The organism is Halocatena pleomorpha (assembly GCF_003862495.1).
Lineage (GTDB): Archaea > Halobacteriota > Halobacteria > Halobacteriales > Haloarculaceae > Halocatena > Halocatena pleomorpha.
Window position 1 is genome coordinate 412,732 of sequence record NZ_RRCH01000003.1, and the last position, 16,311, is coordinate 429,042.

General features: G+C 59.3%; 12 protein-coding genes. 7 read left to right on the forward strand and 5 right to left on the reverse strand.

Translation table 11 applies throughout. The features are described from left to right. Window positions 1-5 precede the first annotated feature (5 nt). On the reverse strand, window positions 6-956 hold the full coding sequence (locus tag EIK79_RS03120; RefSeq protein WP_124953655.1) for a ring-cleaving dioxygenase: 951 nt from the start codon (window positions 954-956) through the stop codon (window positions 6-8). Window positions 957-1,892: 936 nt separating this feature from the next. Between EIK79_RS03120 and EIK79_RS03125 the strand changes: the two genes are divergently transcribed. Next, the gene (locus tag EIK79_RS03125) at window positions 1,893-4,220 is read left to right on the forward strand and encodes a glycoside hydrolase family 3 N-terminal domain-containing protein (protein ID WP_185715491.1); all 2,328 of its coding nucleotides are present in this window, start codon (window positions 1,893-1,895) and stop codon (window positions 4,218-4,220) included. Window positions 4,221-4,232: 12 nt separating this feature from the next. Here EIK79_RS03125 and EIK79_RS03130 read toward each other — a convergent pair whose 3' ends face one another. Next, on the reverse strand, window positions 4,233-5,117 hold the full coding sequence (locus EIK79_RS03130; protein WP_124953656.1) for a fumarylacetoacetate hydrolase family protein: 885 nt from the start codon (window positions 5,115-5,117) through the stop codon (window positions 4,233-4,235). Window positions 5,118-5,266: 149 nt separating this feature from the next. Between EIK79_RS03130 and EIK79_RS03135 the strand changes: the two genes are divergently transcribed. Beyond that, window positions 5,267-6,172 (forward strand): HEAT repeat domain-containing protein, encoded by a 906-nt coding sequence (locus EIK79_RS03135; protein WP_124953657.1) that lies wholly within the window; start codon window positions 5,267-5,269, stop codon window positions 6,170-6,172. A gap of 18 nt (window positions 6,173-6,190) precedes the next feature. Here the strand turns inward: EIK79_RS03135 and EIK79_RS03140 are convergent, their stop codons facing one another. Then, the gene (locus EIK79_RS03140; protein ID WP_124953658.1) at window positions 6,191-6,424 is read right to left on the reverse strand and encodes a hypothetical protein; all 234 of its coding nucleotides are present in this window, start codon (window positions 6,422-6,424) and stop codon (window positions 6,191-6,193) included. A gap of 54 nt (window positions 6,425-6,478) precedes the next feature. Next, on the reverse strand, window positions 6,479-8,548 hold the full coding sequence (locus tag EIK79_RS03145; RefSeq protein ID WP_124953659.1) for an alpha-glucuronidase family glycosyl hydrolase: 2,070 nt from the start codon (window positions 8,546-8,548) through the stop codon (window positions 6,479-6,481). 264 nt (window positions 8,549-8,812) lie between these two features. Here EIK79_RS03145 and EIK79_RS03150 point away from each other — a divergent pair, with 264 nt between their 5' ends. The 5 genes from EIK79_RS03150 to EIK79_RS03170 all read left to right on the forward strand — a co-directional run bounded on the left by EIK79_RS03150 (window position 8,813) and on the right by EIK79_RS03170 (window position 15,126). Further along, window positions 8,813-10,459 (forward strand): ABC transporter substrate-binding protein, encoded by a 1,647-nt coding sequence (locus EIK79_RS03150; RefSeq protein ID WP_394337768.1) that lies wholly within the window; start codon window positions 8,813-8,815, stop codon window positions 10,457-10,459. Between the two features lie 34 nt (window positions 10,460-10,493). Further along, entirely contained in the window at window positions 10,494-11,492 is a 999-nt protein-coding gene (locus EIK79_RS03155; RefSeq protein WP_124953661.1) for an ABC transporter permease, read from the forward strand. Beyond that, entirely contained in the window at window positions 11,482-12,495 is a 1,014-nt protein-coding gene (locus EIK79_RS03160; RefSeq protein WP_185715489.1) for an ABC transporter permease, read from the forward strand. The genes EIK79_RS03155 and EIK79_RS03160 overlap by 11 nt, the downstream gene beginning before the upstream one ends. Further along, window positions 12,496-14,703 (forward strand): ABC transporter ATP-binding protein, encoded by a 2,208-nt coding sequence (locus tag EIK79_RS03165; RefSeq protein WP_124953662.1) that lies wholly within the window; start codon window positions 12,496-12,498, stop codon window positions 14,701-14,703. A 72-nt stretch (window positions 14,704-14,775) separates the two neighbouring features. Continuing rightward, entirely contained in the window at window positions 14,776-15,126 is a 351-nt protein-coding gene (locus EIK79_RS03170; RefSeq protein ID WP_124953663.1) for a hypothetical protein, read from the forward strand. A 31-nt stretch (window positions 15,127-15,157) separates the two neighbouring features. On the opposite strand, the gene gfo6 is transcribed toward EIK79_RS03170, so the two are convergent. Beyond that, on the reverse strand, window positions 15,158-16,249 hold the full coding sequence (gene gfo6 / locus EIK79_RS03175; protein ID WP_124953664.1) for a D-xylose 1-dehydrogenase Gfo6: 1,092 nt from the start codon (window positions 16,247-16,249) through the stop codon (window positions 15,158-15,160). Window positions 16,250-16,311: the final 62 nt, after the last annotated feature.

Consider the following 16,311-nt stretch of genomic DNA (forward strand, 5'->3'; position numbering starts at 1 on the left):
TGTCGTTAGCTCTTGGGCGGCGTTTCGAACGATGGCAGATGAGATTCGATCTCTGCGCGTTCGTGTTCTAACCACTCCGGCAGCGCAAGGTCGGTACCGAGTTCGTCCTCCGTTTGATCAACAGTGAAGCCGGGTCCCGTTGTTGCGATTTCGAAGAGCACGCCGCCCGGTTCACGGAAGTAGATCGACTGGAAGTACGTTCGGTCGATGATTTCAGAGACGCGAAGGTTCTGGTCGATCAGGTGTTCGCGCCACCGTTGTTGTTCGGTCGTGTCTTGGGCTTTGTAGGCGACGTGGTGAACGGTGCCAACCCCGGATCGGCCGCGTGTGCGGTCTGTTTCGAGGAGATCCACAGCCGAACCAGGTCCGCCACCAGCGGCTCGGTATCGGTGTCGTCCGTCCTCCTCAGTCTCGAATTCGTAGCCGAGTCCCGTGGTCAGTACGTCAGCAGTCGGTTCGATTTCATTGACGGCTAGGGTGACGCTGTTCAAACCGCGCAGTTGGTGGCTCTCCGGGACGGGACTCGCTTCCCAAGGACGGGCAGGGGGTGCGTCGTCGGTCGCGACGAGAGCGAGCGAGATCCCGTCTGGATCATCGAACGCAATGACTGTCTCCCCGAACCGTTCGGTCGGTTCCGTCACGTCGACGCCGTGTGATTCCAGTCTGTCGATCCAGTAACCGAGTGAGTCCGGCGGAACGGCGTACGCCGTGGTCTTCGTTTGCCCCGCGCCGAACTGTCCCGACCGGCCTCGATCGCCCCACGGAAAGAACGTGAGGTTCGTCCCCGGCGTTCCCTCGCCGTCACCGAAGTAGAAATGGTACGTGTACGTGTCGTCGTGGTTCACCGTCTTTTTCACGAATCTGAGACCGAGCGTGTCGACGTAGAACTCCGCGTTGACCTGTGGATCGCTTGCGATCGCAGTCACGTGGTGAAGCCCAGGCGTGGTCGGTGCCATCACCGTTTGGTAGGAGCAGGGAGCTATTTATAGCTCAGCTACCCCTTGGATCACCAGGTGACACCACTGTTACCTCGTTTCGGAAGGGATTGGTCGGTTATTGATGGATAACTATACTGAACACACAAACGTGCCGTTAGTTCAGTATTAGGATGGAAACGTCGAATCCTCAGATCTGTCGTATGAGACACTGGGCGCTGAATATGTTAGTAGGCCGATAGAAAGATGAAAAGAGTCTGTAGAGATCCCTATAGTTGATTTCCTATATAAATCAGCGTCGTGAGTCAAATCTCCTCCAATCATCTCGGATAACACTTACACATCGCAAACGAATACGTCTGTTTGGTGGGACTAATCACGGCTCTGATTCCCTCAGCGTTCGATGTCATCGATCGTACGCCATCGGCTACCTGGCGCGCGTCGCAAGCGGTAGCCGTGATACTCGTCGTTTCCGGCGTACAGTTGAAATTCTTCCATAGAGAACACAGGACGTATCTTCACTGTGATCGGAACTGACTGTCGAGATCGAACGCCAGCTATCGGTGCGCTCACAAAAGCGTCTCAATCACGGATCACCTCGTCTTAGGATCAATAAATCCTGTCTCGACGACTGTACGGAGGTGGAGGACTGTCACGACCGATCCGAACCCATTACAATCGTACCCTTGTAACACCATATAGTCCCGTCGAGACAACAAAGCGAGTGCCGATTTTGTTCTGTATCAATGAATAACAATGGAATCCACATCCCCTGACGGTGTTCTCGGTATGGCCGTCTCGTAGATGTAAGCAGCAAAGCGGCGTTGTGCTTGTTTATGGACGATCAAGCCAGACCAAATTATTCTCTTGTAGAGAACAATAGGGAGAGCCGTCGCCAGACGTTTTTCACAGCCGACACCCGAATCGTTAAGACTCATGATCGAAACAACTCTGGTGATGGAACCAGACGCAGACAGTGGCGGGAGTGGAACGACCAACGAGCGAGTGGAACAGCTCCTCGAACGGATGACGCTCACAGAAAAGGCGGCACAGCTCGGATCGGTGAACGCCGGCGCGCTCTTCGACGAACAGGGCCATCTCGACGAAGCAGCACTTGACGACCACCTCTCGAACGGCATCGGTCATCTGACGCGCGTCGGTGGTGAGGGAAGTCTGTCACCGCAGACGGCCGCCGAACGCACGAACGAGATACAGGAGTATCTTCGAGAGGAGACGCGCCTCGGTGTTCCAGCGATCCCCCACGAGGAGTGTCTGAGTGGCTACATGGGTCCCGAAGGAACGACGTTCCCGCAGATGATTGGGGTGGCGAGCACGTGGTCGCCAGATCTTCTCGCAGCGATCACCGACAACATTCGGCGTCAACTGGAGGCGATCGGCACAGCACACGCCCTGTCCCCGGTTCTCGATGTAGCGCGTGATCTCCGCTGGGGACGCGTCGAAGAAACGTTCGGAGAGGATCCGTATCTCGTCGCGTCGATGGCGTGTAGCTACGTCGACGGACTGCAGGGCGATGGTGATGGGATCTCGGCAACGTTGAAACATTTCGCTGGCCACAGCGTCGGTGCTGGCGGAAAGAACCGGAGTTCGGTGTCGGTCGGTCGGCGCGAACTCCGCGAGACCCACCTGTTCCCCTTCGAGGCAGCGGTCCGAACAGCGAACGCCGAATCAGTGATGAACGCCTACCACGACATCGATGGGGTGCCGTGTGCCAGCGACAGCTGGTTACTGACCGACGTGCTTCGGGAGGAGTGGGGCTTTGAGGGGACCGTGGTCTCCGACTACTACAGCGTCGAATTCCTCCGGAGCGAGCACGGCGTTGCGGCCGACCGGCAGGAAGCGGGGATTACCGCACTCGAAGCTGGGATCGATGTCGAACTTCCGTACACGGACTGCTATGGTGAACACCTCGTTACCGCTGTCGAGGAGGGCCAACTCGATGAAGAAACGATCGATCAGGCCGTTCGTCGTGTCCTGCGCATGAAGGCCCGAAAGGGACTGCTTGCTGACGCGTCGGTCGATCCCGAGACGGCGAGCGAGCCGTTCGGCACCGAGACGGCGACGCAACTCACCGCACAGGCAGCACGCGAGTCGATGACGCTGTTGAAAAACGACGACGACACACTCCCACTTTCGGGTGAGGAACTGGAGACGCTCGCGGTCGTCGGTCCGAAAGCCGACGATCCCCAAGAGCTGCTGGGTGATTACGCTTACCCCGCCCACTACCCCGAAGAGGAAACCGACTTCGAGGCGACGACCCCCCTTGATGCCGTCCGCGCTCGGAGTGGTGATCACGGATTTGACGTGTGCCACGAACAGGGGTGTGCCACGACCGGCCACGATACCGACGGGATCGATCAAGCTGTCGACGCCGTGGCCGCGGCTGATGTCGCCATCGCGGTCGTCGGTGCGCGTTCTGCCGTGGACTTCTCCGACGCCGAGGGAGACGATGACAGACCGAGCGTCCCCACGAGCGGTGAGGGGTGTGACGTGGTGACGTTGGGACTGCCCGGCGTCCAACAGGAGCTTGTCGAGCGGTGCCACGAGACAGACACGCCGCTCATCGTCGTTGTCGTGAGTGGCAAACCACACGCCATCGAGTGGATCGCTGAGGAAGTCCCGGCTGTGCTCCAGGCGTGGCTTCCCGGCGAACAGGGTGGAGCGGGGATCGCTAGCGTGCTATTCGGTGAACACAACCCCAGCGGCCATCTCCCAGTGTCTATCCCCCGCACCGTCGGACAGCTCCCAGTCCATTACAGTCGCAAGCCCAACACCGCGAACGAGGAGTACGTCTACACGGAGAGTGATCCGCTGTACGCGTTCGGTCACGGATTGAGTTACACGGACTTCGAGTACGGTGATCTCTCGGTGTCGACCGATGAGCTTCGGCCGTCGGGAACGGTGACCGCTGAGGTAATCGTCGGGAACACTGGTGACCGAGCGGGCCACGACGTTGTGCAGTTGTACGCCAGCGCGCAGAATCCGGATCAAGCGCGTCCGGTTCAGGAACTCGTCGGGTTCGAACGCGTCCACATCGACGCGGGCGACGCCAAGCGGGTCCGTTTCGAGGTCGACGCCTCACAACTCGCCTACCGCGACCGAAACCTCGATCTTGCTGTTGAGGCGGGTCCGTATGAGTTCCGAGTCGGCCATTCGGCAGCCGACATCGTTGCATCAGCCTCGTTCGAGGTGACGGAAACAAAACCCGTGCCGTTGCCCGAACGAACGTACTTCACAGAGACTGGCGTGTCGGACGCCGAACGCTGAACACCTTCCCGTTCAAACGACGACGGTGTCGTTGACGAGTCGTCCGATGCGATCGATGTCGATTGTGACCTGATCCTGCTCGTGGAGCGTGAACGTCTCCGGTGGAACGAGCGCGGTGCCGGTGAGAAGAACGAGCGTTTCTGGAAGGCTGTTGTGCTGTCTGAGATATTCGACCAACTGATCGCAGGTGGTCACCATCTCGCTTGTCGACGTAGTTTCCTCGTACACCACCTCGTCGTCGCGTTCGATGGTGAGCGACATCGTGAGGTCGTGAGGGTCTCCGACGACGTCCGGGCTGGCGACGCAGGGACCGAGCGAGCAGCAGCGATCGTACACCTTCGCCTGTGGAAGATACAAGGGATTTTCGCCCTCAATGTCACGACTCGACACGTCGTTACCGATCGTGTAACCGACCACCTCCCCGCGATGGAGGACGATGCCCAGCTCCGGCTCTGGAACGTCCCACTCGGAGTCGCCTCGAACGCCGATAGCGTCTCCGGGACCGACCGTCCGCGAGGCCGTCGCCTTCAAGAACAGCTCAGGGCGTTCACTGTCGTACACGTCGATGTACACTTCTGGCTTGCCACTCTCAGCCGTGCGAGCCTGTTCGCTGATCCGGTACGTGACGCCCGCTGCCCACACTTCATCCGGGACAACTGGCAGAAGAGCGTTCGTATCGATGGTGTCGAGATCACGAGGATCGGCGTCGGAGATTCGGCTTCGGGCAATGGCGTCGATCGACTGATTGCAGGCGTTCGCCGCGCGCGCGAGTTCGGTGAACGAGCCGAGATCGTCCGACGCCGTCGTCAAGTCATACGCGTCGTCATCGTCGTCAATGACGACGAGAGATCCAGAGCGCGACCCATGCTCCTCATCTGAGAGTCGATAATACCGCATACACGTTGATGCACTGATATCGTTAAAAGAGTATCGCCAGAGGACGAAGGCGAACGGATCGCCCGTCTGGAGGATGTCGTCATCGCTTAGTGCAGGGGCGTAGACGGACGATCCCGTACGTATTTACTTCACGCTGCATAGATGCTGGTATGACCGCGGATTCCCCTGCGCCGCTCGATGGGATCGCTCCCGAGTCGGTTACGCCTCGTGATGTCACGGAGGCTGACGTGCGTGTTGCACTCTCCTCGTCGGACCCGCTGATCCGACAGCGGGGCGTGAACGTCTGTGAAGCGCTCGCAGAACAGAACGTCGGTGCTGTGGTGCCGCTTCTCGACGTGATCGCACCGTTAGCTGGTGTGGACAAGCCACCGATTGCGCTCCGTGCGATCGCCACGCTCGACGCCGTCGTGGAAGAGGAGCCGAACGAACTCGACGGGAGAGTGTCGGGTCTCATCGATGCGCTCGATAGCGAGGTCGTCGACGTGCGACTGACCGCTGGGACCGTCCTCGGGAAACTCGTCGTAGAGCGACCGGAACTGGTCGCGCCCTACACACGGTCGCTGATCGACTGCCTCAGCGACACCGAACCGGACCGCACTGCCACAGATTTCAGCGTCGTAGGCGACCGTGCGACCCGTCGGACGCTGCAAGAGCACGCGGAAGCCGAGCGGAGCCGGCAGATCGCTGGACGACAAACACTGATCAACGTCGTCGTTGCGATCACCGAAACGGAACCACGAGCGGCGTTCGACAGCGCCAGCGATCTCGGCGCACTGTTAGACGACGTGGATCCCATCGTGTCCGGAGGTGCTGTCGACGCACTCGCTGAACTCGCGGCCGTGGATCCGGCGGTCGTCACACCCCTTGGGGACGAACTGATCGACTGCCTCGACCGTGAGAGCACGATTGTCCGTGCGCGTGCCATCCGTGCGCTCGGGCACCTCGGTGACGCCGCGGCCGTCCCGAAACTGCGAACTGTTGCCGAAACGGCGTCCGACGAAACCGTCCGAGCGATCGCAACGAAGACGGCGAACTTCCTTGCTGACTCCGCATAGCGGAGCAGACACCGACGGTCACTCGTCCATCGCTCGCTTGGTGCAGTACCAATAGGCCGTGCTGAAAAAGACGAAGCAACCGACGACGAGAACGATATCAACGACGAGGATCGGAAACGACGCGTCGCCAGGTTCAATAAACAGGACCGACAGCCCGACAAACAGTCCCGAGGCGATCAAGAGCGCGAGAAGGAACTTCATCTGTCGACGCTGGGCACAGACGAGATCGAGCAGCACGGAGCGGTTCGACATAGGGTGAGATCGGTTGGATCGGTGAAAAACACAGCGGTGGGCAGGCGGACAGCGCTACTCGTCTTGAACGCGACCGTGTTCGTCGGGAACGCCTGACTGCTCATAGAAGTACGACGTGAGCACCGTCTGCCACCGCTTGGCGTGTGCGAGTTGCTCGTCGAACCGCTCTGCAACGTGGTGATACCGCCTGTCGTCGATGTCTCCCGCAAGGTTGTGCCACAGCTCCCGCAGCCGCTTGATCTCCGCAACGCCCGCGAAACAGTTGTCGTACAATCGCTGAACAACCGTCGTGCCGTCCGCCAGTTCGTACTCCCACGGGAGGTGGTGGAAAAAGAGGAGGTACTGTTCGGGACACGTCTCCACGGAGTTGTACCGATCCGCGATCGGTGATGGATACTGCGCGGCGTAACCGCTTCCGGTCTCGGTCCGGTCGACACCGATCCCGTCGGTACTCGCGCCGTGGTAGCCGGGCCACTCCGCCGGCGATGGGTGATAATGGTTTTCGAGATACTCCTCGCCGTTGTGCATCATATGCATGAGACCGAGTCCGCCGGTTTCGTAGTCGATGCAGGCCTCCCAAGAGTCCTGAAGGATCTCACACACCGTATCGACGACATCCTCGCCGGTTCCGAACGTCTGGCGGACCCACTCCTCGGTGATCGCCTCGGTGGACCGATCGGGAGACCACGCGACACGGCCAAAGGCGTACAAGTTCGCTTGCGCGAGGTACTGACCCGTCCAGCTGTGATCTTCTCCGACGTTTCCAACGCCCACGATCCCCGCACCGTCGTCGTCGAACAGCGACCGCACCGGCGTGTCCTCGCCGTCGGCGTGAGTGTCGAAGTCGAGTACTTCCTTCCACAGCGGGAGGTGGTAGGTCGCGTGAACGCCTTGGCCGGTGTACTCTCCGGTGATCTGTAGCTCCAATCCGAGACTCGTCTCCGCCATCGCGCCAAACAACGTCGATACTGGCTCACGGGGTTGGAAGTCAATCGGGCCGTTCTTGACCTGAACGGTGACGTTGTCAGCGAACGCTCCATCCAGCGGTTCGAACGTTTCGTACGCTTGTACCGCCCGGTCCTCGTGTGAGCCGTACACGAACGCTCGCCACCAGACCCGTCCGCCGTGTGGCTGGAGCGCCGCCGCGATCGCGTTCGCTCCCGCCACGTGATCACGGTCGTAGTCGTACGGACCGGGTTGGCCTTCGGAGTCGGCCTTAATCAGGAACCCACCGAAATCCGGAATGAGGTCGTATATCTCGTCGGCTTTCTCCCGCCACCACGCTCGAACGGCCGGATCCTCGGGATCGGCGGTGTCGAGATCCCCAACGAGCATCGGTGACGCGAAGTTAACCGAGAGATACGTCCGGATCCCGTACCGTCGGAACAGCGACGCGAGTCCGGTGAGATCTTCGAGGCGGCGCGATTCGAGCAGCTGCCACCCCTCGAACGCCTCGAACGCGTCGTTTGCGCTCGCTCGTGAGGGCTTGGTCGTGTTGACGTTGTTGAGGACGATCCCGTTGATCCCGACGGAGGCGAGCAGCCGAGCGTAGTCCTCGTATCTCGGTCGAAGATCGGGCAATCGTTCCCAGTCGAAGATCGATTCACCACCGTATCCGCGCTCAACCGACCGGTGAAACGGGGTGTCCCACTGGTTGAGCAACCGGTGTTCGTACGCCGGCTCCTCGCGGATAGCCAACTCCTCAATCGACTCACCGGTCTGTAACAGCCGGAGCAGATGGAACGTTCCGTACACCAACCCCCGATCAGTGGGCGCGGTGACGACGAGACAGTCCATCTCGTTCCAACGCACCGAACGGATGAGATACCCTCCGTCGTTGAGATCGTGAACGGCATCGACTGGTACCGATCCGGCGATCATCTCCATGTCCGCAGGAGTCCCGATGGCGAGAAACCCCTCAACCGTCGTCGGCGGATGTTGCCAGAGGTGTGGATCGGTCCCGAGAAGTTCGGGGAGTGCCCGCCGGAGTTCGTCCCGAACCGCGCTCAGTTCCGGTGCCGTTTCGGCAACGTACGCGTGCGCACACCGCCGTCGATACGAATCCAAGCGCTCGCTCTCAACGACACAGTCGTATCGGAGCCAGCAATCGTCGTACTGGTGCATCGATCGATCGACCTATTGACGGCGATCTGTAAAACTGTGCTGGTCGGGAAGATATCTGAGTGTGCTGTCCGTCCTCGATCGCCGGGCGCGATCCGCTCATGCCGGAACAGTATTAAATATCACATCAAGACGTGATTATCATCCACAATGTTTATTATCAACCATGGTTACGTATCCCATGTTATGAAATCTAACAGCGGTTTGAGCGACTACGACGGCTTGATTAGCCGTCGAGAACTACTAGCCGTAGCTGGGGCATCCGGAATGGCAATGCTTTCCGGCTGCACCGGAGGAAATCAATCCAGTGACAGCGCCACATTTCGAAACGCCTACACCGGTAATCCTGTCGATCTCCACTTCAACACCTCTGGGATCCAAAACTACGCGTGGCCGGCGGGCAGAGCGGTTTTCGCGCCATTTTTGAAATACTCGTTCAACAAGGAGAAGTTCCTCCTTGGTGCACTCAAAGATCTGCAGATCAACGACAAAGAGGTCACGCTCACCTTCCGCGATGATCTGACGTGGGATAACGGCGATGATTGGACGACCGAGGATCTGGATGTTCAACTCCAACTGGCGAAGAAAACCGGAACGTCGCTGTGGGGCTATCTCGACGACTACAAGATCGTGGATAAGAAGACCGCCCGATTGCTGCTTTCAAACACGACGAACCCACAGATCATCAAGTTCGAACTCACGAACTTCTTCGTAGACACGAAAAAAGAAACCCACGAGAAATTCCTCGACAAAGATGTGTCCGAGTTTCTACAATGGGCGTGGGAAGATCCCGTCGCCAGCGGGATGTTCTCGTTCGTAAGCAAGGACAAACAGGCGTTCGAGTTCGAACCCAACCCCGAGTTCTACAACGCCGACAACGTCGACATCGACACGTATCTGCTCCAGAGCTTCGGCGGGAACACCGCCCAACACCAGGCGTTGGTCTCGGGCGATAAGATCGATGCGGCGACGAGCCTGTTCGTGCCGCCGGAGATCGTCGATCAGTTTAAAGATCACGTGGTGGAGGTCAACATTCCTGCGAAGTGGGGGTACGGCGTCGTGTTCAACCACGACGATCCGCATTTCGGTAAGCGTGCAGTCCGGCAAGCGGTCGCCCACGTCATCAACCGGCAGGCGATCGTCGACAACGCCGGGCCGCGCTCGAAGTTCGTCAGTCAGACGCCGTGTGGGATCGCGCCCAAAGATCAGGAGTACTGGCTTGGTGACTGGATGAGTGATTTCGAGACGTACGGACCCAAGTCAAGCCAAACCCAGAAAGCGACCAAACTGCTCCAAGACGCCGGCTACTCCAAGCAGAACGGGAAATGGCAGAGCTCAGACGGCACCATCGGCGGGGAGTACTACTCGCCGGCAGGTTGGTCGGACTGGACGACGATGACTAGCACGGTCGTCGATCAGCTGAACAACTTCGGCTTTGACTTCTCGATCAGCACGCTGCCGACCAACGACTGGTTCAGCCACTATTCCAACAGCAACTTCACGATGGGGAGTCTCTACTGGCTGCCGGGTGGCTCACGGTCGACGTTCCCGTATTTCCCGTTGCGCTACCAGCTGTGGGAGGAGGAGATCGGTGGCGGTCACAACTACCGGGAGAAAGCCGAATCCGAACAGACGATTCCCGGACGAGGCGGGGGCGAGATGACGATCACTCCCTTAGAGGAGACCGAGAAAATCGCACAACAACCCAGTGATGACAAGTCACGCCCGTTCGTCCAACGGGCCGCGTGGCACAGCCACATCGAACTCCCGTTCCTCGGACTCGTCTCAAAATACGAACAGTCATGGATGACTAACGACAACTGGACGATCCCCCCGAAGGAGAACGTTAATCGACGCGTCAAATGGCCGCCGTACTGGTGGACCCACGAAGGCGAACTCCAGCACGACGCATGAACTTATAAAATTGTTCCATATATAACGAGACACCATGAACTACTATCTCAGACGCACACTCAGGATTCCACTCACCGTGTTCGCGGTTGCGACGCTCAGCTTCGGCTTGATCCGCCTGCTGCCCGGTGGTCCGTTCACCCAGTTGCGAGTGCAACTTCTCCGGCAGGGTGTTCCGGCCGAACAGGTCGACGCACGCATTCAGGCACTCCAGAACATTCGGCCCGACGCGCCGCTGTGGCAGCAGTACCTCGATTATCTCGTCGGTGTCGTACAGTTGGATTTGGGAGAATCGATATCCTACGGAACGCCTGTTCTCGAAATCATCGCCCGAGCGCTCCCGTGGACGGTGCTTCTTGTTGTCGTCTCGACGGTGCTGATGTTCGTCATCGGCGTGCTGATCGGTGCCGTTCAAGCGTACTGGGAGGGTTCGATTTTTGACACTGTGTTTTCGGGCGGATCGATCTTCCTGATGGCGGTGCCGTACTACATTTTCGCCGTGGTTGGTCTGTTTTTCCTCGGATACCAGCTCCGCCTCTTTCCGACCGGGAACGCGGTCGCGCGGACGGTCGAAGCAGGCTTTACCCTCCAATATTTCACCAGCGTTCTACACCACGCCGCTCTTCCGATCATCGCGTTCACCATCGGCGGGATCGGATCGACGGCGCTCAACATGCGGAGCAACAGCATTCAGGTGCTCGGCAGAGAGTACGTCGAAGTCGCTCGGCTGCGCGGTCTCTCTGATGGCCGCATCGCGACCCGATACGTTGCCCAGAACGCCATCCTTCCGATGTACACCGGGCTGCTCCTGTTGCTCGGGTTTCGCCTCGGGGGAACCGTCGTCCTCGAAGAGATCTTTTCCTATCCCGGACTCGGTTACTATCTGATCAATGCCGTCAACGCGAACGATTATCCGCTGATGATGGGCTGTTTCCTGGTTATCACGGTCACACTCGTCGTCGCGGTGTGTATTGCGGATCTGACGTACGGACTGATTGATCCACGCATCAGCGCAGGTGATACCGATGGCTACTGAGGCAGATTCCACGGACGACATCGACTGGCGGTCGGAGGCGTCGGCGGTGGAGATGAGCCGCCGTGAACGGTTACGCGAGTTCGGTCGTCGTTGGGTCTACGAGCCGGCCGTCATCGCGTGGGCGGATATGCGCACCCGGATCGGTCTCCTCATCCTGAGTGTCTACGGACTAATGGCACTGGTCGAAGTGTTCGGCCTCTGGCGCAATCCCGGGACTAATCAGGCCGATCCGCTCCTCAAACCCTTCGAGACCATGCAGTTCCCGCTGGGAACGACACGGTCCGGCGTCGACCTGCTGGCTCTGATCATCGATTCGACGCCGTTCATGCTGTTGATGGTGTTGGCGGGCGGCGTGTGGGCGACCGGGATCGCGGTCCTCGTCGGCACCATCTCCGGGTACAAAGGCGGAACCGTCGACAACGCTATTACGTCGATTTCCGATTTCTTCATGGCGATTCCGGGACTGCCGCTCGTCATTGTGCTGGCGGTCGCGTTAAAACCGGAAAATCCGATCTTCCTTGGAGTGATCCTCACGATCAACTACTGGGCCGGATTGGGGCGTTCGATCCGGTCGCAGGTGCTCTCGATCCGGGAATCGAGCTACATCGAGGCCGCCAGAACGATGGGAACGAGCACGCCGCGCATCATTCTCAAGGACGTGCTGCCGAACATCATGCCGTACGTGATGGTCAACTTCGTGCTCGCCGCGCGCTACACCATCTTCGCGGCCGTCGGCTTGTACTTCCTCGGTGTATTACCGTACACCGGGCAGAACTGGGGCGTCACGCTGAACTATGGGTACGAAAAAGGCGGTCTGCTCACCATGGAGGCGTTCCACTGGCTTCTCGTCCCGATCGTCGCCATCGTCGGGCTTACGTTCGGGCTCATTCTGGTAAGCCAAGGACTCGACCGGGTGTTCAACCCGCAGGTCCGTACCCGGCTCACCGGCGAATCGGAATCGATCGAAGAAGAGAACGAGACCACGACAACGGGGATGATGTGAATGTCTACAGATAGTGCAGCTGGAAACCGAGCGGCATCGGACGAGGGCGTCGACGATCCGATCCTCGAAATTGACGACGCGAACGTCACCTACAACGATGGAGAAACGTACGTTCTCAACGACGCTAGTGTCAGCATCGATCGACGCGAGATCCTCGGCATCGTTGGCGAGAGTGGGAGCGGGAAATCGATGTTCGCGTCCGCCCTGCTCGATGCCGTTCCCGATCCGGGAGTGCTCAGCGGACAGATCCGCTATCACCGGAACGACGGATCGACCGTCGACGTGTTGGAGCTGAGCGACGAAGAGCTTCGCCAGTTCCGGTGGGAAGAGGTGTCGATGGTGTTCCAGGGCGCGATGAGTTCGTTCAACCCGACGATGAAGATCAGGACCCATTTCACGGAGACGCTCAAGACCCACGACAGGAGCGTCTCCGAAGGGATCGATTTCGCTCGGGGACTGCTCGAAAACCTCTATCTTGAGCCGGATCGAGTGCTCGATTCGTATCCCCACGAACTCTCGGGTGGGATGCAACAGCGCGCCTTGATCGCCCTGAGTATGGTGTTGAATCCGGAGGTGCTCGTGATGGACGAGCCGACGGCCGCGCTCGATCTGTTGATGCAGCGATCGATCCTCCAACTCCTTGACGATCTCCAATCGATGTACGATCTGACGATCGTCTTCATCACGCACGATCTCCCGCTAGTCGCGTCGCTTGCCGACCGGATGGCGATCATCTACGCGTTCCAGTTCGCTGAGATCGGCCCGCGTGATTCGATCATCGGTGACTCAGCCCATCCCTACACACGGAAACTGTTGAACGCGACGCCGAACATCGACGCGCCGTTGGTGGAGATGCAACCCATCGACGGAGAGGGTCCCGCGCCAGTGAACGTCCCATCGGGCTGTCGGTTCCATCCGCGGTGTTCGCTTGCGACCGAGAAATGTCGGGCCGAAGACCCACAACTCGACGTGTTCGACGAGTTCGACACCGACCACCGAGCGGCGTGTCACCACTGGCAAGAAGCCCGCGAGGAGATCCCTCTCAACGCCGGAAAGGCGAGCGACTGGTACGACGCCAGTGATATGGCGGATCGGACGACGAATACACAGCAATCGAAGACCGACGGCCAGCCCCTCCTATCGCTCACGAACGTCGATGTCCACTTCACGAAAGAACAAGGGTTGCTTGAGCGGTTCAGCGGCGATCCAGACACTGTCCGAGCAGTTGATGATGTTTCGCTCGACATCCAAGAGCAAGATCTCGTCTGCCTTCTCGGTGAGAGTGGCTGCGGGAAAACGACGTTGGGCAAGACGATGATCGGACTGCAGCGCCCGACCGGTGGCTCGGTTGAGTATCGAGGACAGGATATCTGGACGGCAGACGGGAGCGACAGCACGATCTCACACGACGAGATCCGGTCAGCACTCCAAATCATCCACCAGGATCCGGGCAGCGCGCTCAATCCCAACCGGCGTATCGTGGACATCCTCTCGGAGCCACTCCGACACACCCACCCAAACGCCAGCACGAACGAATGTCGAAGCCGGATCTACTCGCTGCTCGAACGGGTCGGTATGACGCCACCGGAGGATTTCATCGACCGGTATCCACACCAGTTGTCGGGCGGTGAGCAACAGCGTGTTGTCCTCGCCCGGGCGTTGTTGATGAATCCGAACGCGATTCTCGCTGACGAGGCGATCAGCGCAGTTGATGTCTCGTTGCGCATCGAGATCATGGATCTGATGCTCGAACTACAATCGGAGTTCGACACCTCGTTCCTGTTCATCTCGCACGATCTCTCGAACGCGCGGTATTTCGCTGAACACGGTGATGGACGGATCGCTGTGATGTACCTCGGTGAGATCGTCGAGATCGGCTCGGCTGAGCGGCTCATTCACGATCCACGCCATCCGTACACGGAGGTACTCCGGTGGGCGACGCCGAATTTGGATCTCGACGCAATGGAAGCCGACGATCCCCCCATCAGGGAGATCGACGTGCCGGATCCGGTCGATCCACCATCGGGTTGTCGGTTCCACACGCGCTGTCCCGTCGCCCGCGAGGTGTGTCGCAAGGAGCAACCGGAGCTACAGGAGATCAACGACGGAGACGGGAAAGCCGCGTGCTTCCGAGAACATCCCGACCACGAGTACTGGGACAGCGAACCCGTAGAAGGTGCACAGCGGCGGAACGAACCCCCGAACTGACACCGCCGTCGACTTCCGACGACCGGAGCAAACAGCGACAACGCTATTAGTGAACGGGTGCACACCGTATTGATGGCACGGTACGAGCCGGAGTGTGCGGACGAGACGCTGTTTCTCAGTACTGACACCGAGCGGATCGAGATCGGAACGATCGACGACATCGTGGCCGCGATCGGTGGCGAGACGTACACCATCGAATACGACGAAAAACAACGGACACAGGCGTGGCTGGACACCGACGAGGGGCGCCTCGAAATCGATGTCCGTGAGACGGTGACGACGCTGCCACACACCGAGGAAACGGTTTCGAAGCTCCGAGAGTACGACATGGAAACTGACCGGTACGGACTACCGACACGGACAGTCGAGTTTACGAACGAGTTCGTTGACATCCTCGAACAGCAAGGGACAACAACCACGTGAGCTGTCGGTGCACAGCCTCGCCACGGCTGCGTCACTGAATTGCTATCTCGTGGCCGGTCTCGGCCGCCTCGTAAATGGCTGCGAGCGTCCGCATATCCACAAGCGCGTGCTCACCGTCGGGACCGAGCGGCTCATCACGAAGGACCCTGTCAGCGAAGTAGTCGAATTCCTCAGTCATCTCGTCACCGAACACATCACGACGGCCATCGTCTATCTCCGCCGTCCGCCCATCGAATGACCGGAGCGTCAATCGTTGGGGCGATTCACCGAGGAACGTCGGTTCGAGTCGGAGTTCGCCCTCTGTGCCGACGATCCGTAACTGCCCCGAACGATACGCGTTCTGGCTGGCCGTACAAGCGGCGTACGTTCCGTCGTCGAACTGTATCGTAAACGCGGCGTGCTGGTCGGGCACGTCTTGAAACGCTTCGTTTTCCGAATGCATCTGTGCGGTCACACTCACCGGATCAGCATTGAGAACGAACCGAGCGGTGTTGAGGGGGTAAATGCCGAGATCCATCACTGTTGCGCCGTACCCGGAGAGTTCTGGGTCGAGTCGCCACTGATCCGGCGACTCCGACACCGTATCAAGCAACTGCTGACCCATGTGACCGTGGACGACCACCGGATCACCGATAGCGCCTTCCGCGATGAGTTCACGCATTCGGCGCACTTGAGGGTCGGTCTGCATCCGGTAGGCGACCATCAGCGGAACGTCCTGTGTCGTTGTGACGAGTTCCGTTGCGCGTTCTTGGGTCGCTTCGATCGGTTTCTCACAGAGGATTGCCTTGCCGTGGTCGGCTGCCGCTGCCGCGTACGGTAAGTGCCGGGCATTAGGTGTACAGATGTACACGGCGTCGTACTCCTCGGCTGCCTCGCCGTTCACGAACTCCTCGTAGGTGATCGTTGTCTCCAAACGATCTGTTTTAGCCATCACGTCCGCAGCTTTCTCCTGACTGTCGCTGACCGCAACAGTGGCCTCACAGAACGCCGCCGACTCGATCGCCGGAATCGCCTGCTCGCGCGTCCACCACCCGAGACCGACCAAGGCAAAGCGAAGCGTCCCCGATCCCAGCTGTTCCCAATCGCGGTCTCTCATGTTCTGCAGATAGTCGTCGACTAACATGTATTGCAGTTCGAGGCGACTGCCAAAAATGTAGTGGACGGTAGCACGACGACGCTCGAAAA

Excerpts from the sequence above, each read along its gene's own strand:
- EIK79_RS03130 (WP_124953656.1), bottom strand. The coding sequence starts at position 5,117 with ATGCGGTATTATCGACTCTCAGATGAGGAGCATGGGTCGCGCTCTGGA.
- gfo6 (WP_124953664.1), bottom strand. The coding sequence starts at position 16,249 with ATGTTAGTCGACGACTATCTGCAGAACATGAGAGACCGCGATTGGGAA.
- EIK79_RS03155 (WP_124953661.1), top strand. The coding sequence starts at position 10,494 with ATGAACTACTATCTCAGACGCACACTCAGGATTCCACTCACCGTGTTC.
- EIK79_RS03160 (WP_185715489.1), top strand. The coding sequence starts at position 11,482 with ATGGCTACTGAGGCAGATTCCACGGACGACATCGACTGGCGGTCGGAG.
- EIK79_RS03145 (WP_124953659.1), bottom strand. The coding sequence starts at position 8,548 with ATGCACCAGTACGACGATTGCTGGCTCCGATACGACTGTGTCGTTGAG.
- EIK79_RS03135 (WP_124953657.1), top strand. The coding sequence starts at position 5,267 with ATGACCGCGGATTCCCCTGCGCCGCTCGATGGGATCGCTCCCGAGTCG.
- EIK79_RS03170 (WP_124953663.1), top strand. The coding sequence starts at position 14,776 with ATGGCACGGTACGAGCCGGAGTGTGCGGACGAGACGCTGTTTCTCAGT.
- EIK79_RS03140 (WP_124953658.1), bottom strand. The coding sequence starts at position 6,424 with ATGTCGAACCGCTCCGTGCTGCTCGATCTCGTCTGTGCCCAGCGTCGA.
- EIK79_RS03125 (WP_185715491.1), top strand. The coding sequence starts at position 1,893 with ATGGAACCAGACGCAGACAGTGGCGGGAGTGGAACGACCAACGAGCGA.
- EIK79_RS03120 (WP_124953655.1), bottom strand. The coding sequence starts at position 956 with ATGGCACCGACCACGCCTGGGCTTCACCACGTGACTGCGATCGCAAGC.
- EIK79_RS03150 (WP_394337768.1), top strand. The coding sequence starts at position 8,813 with ATGGCAATGCTTTCCGGCTGCACCGGAGGAAATCAATCCAGTGACAGC.
- EIK79_RS03165 (WP_124953662.1), top strand. The coding sequence starts at position 12,496 with ATGTCTACAGATAGTGCAGCTGGAAACCGAGCGGCATCGGACGAGGGC.